This window comes from Nocardioides sp. CPCC 206348 (genome assembly GCF_048654705.1).
Taxonomy (GTDB): domain Bacteria; phylum Actinomycetota; class Actinomycetes; order Propionibacteriales; family Nocardioidaceae; genus Nocardioides.
The window spans coordinates 6,049-6,430 of the sequence record NZ_JBMCZA010000163.1; the positions used below are offsets into that span (position 1 = coordinate 6,049).

Annotated in this window: 1 protein-coding gene; it reads right to left on the minus strand. The window is 71.5% G+C overall.

What is annotated here, in order from left to right; genetic code table 11:
• A partial coding sequence (locus tag ACOADB_RS12415) for an SRPBCC family protein (protein ID WP_378598793.1) occupies positions 1-285 on the minus strand: 285 nt, incomplete at its 3' end.
• Positions 286-382: the final 97 nt, after the last annotated feature.

Genomic DNA, 382 nt, shown 5'->3' on the forward strand with positions numbered 1-382 from the left:
ACCGGTCGTCGCCGCGAGCGCAAACCGGGCGTACCCCTCGAGGTCACCGCTGATCCTCACCTCGACCACCGGCGGGAGCCGGGTGACGGCGTCGAGGACCAGGTCGAGCGTGTACGGCAACGACGACCGGCACCGCACCCACGCCGTGTCCGGGCCGAGCTTGGCGACCGCGCGGACCTGGGGCCACCACTGCGGGTAGTGCTCGAGGTCGGTCAGCGCGGTCGCCACCGCATCCACGGGCGCAGCGACCTCCCACGAGCTCGCGAAGGAGTAGGACCGGCGCACCCCTCCATCATGGACGACCGGCGTGCATCCCGGCGGGCTTGACCTGGAGTGCACTTCAGGAGCGACACTCGGGCATGCCCGGACTCACGATCGCGGA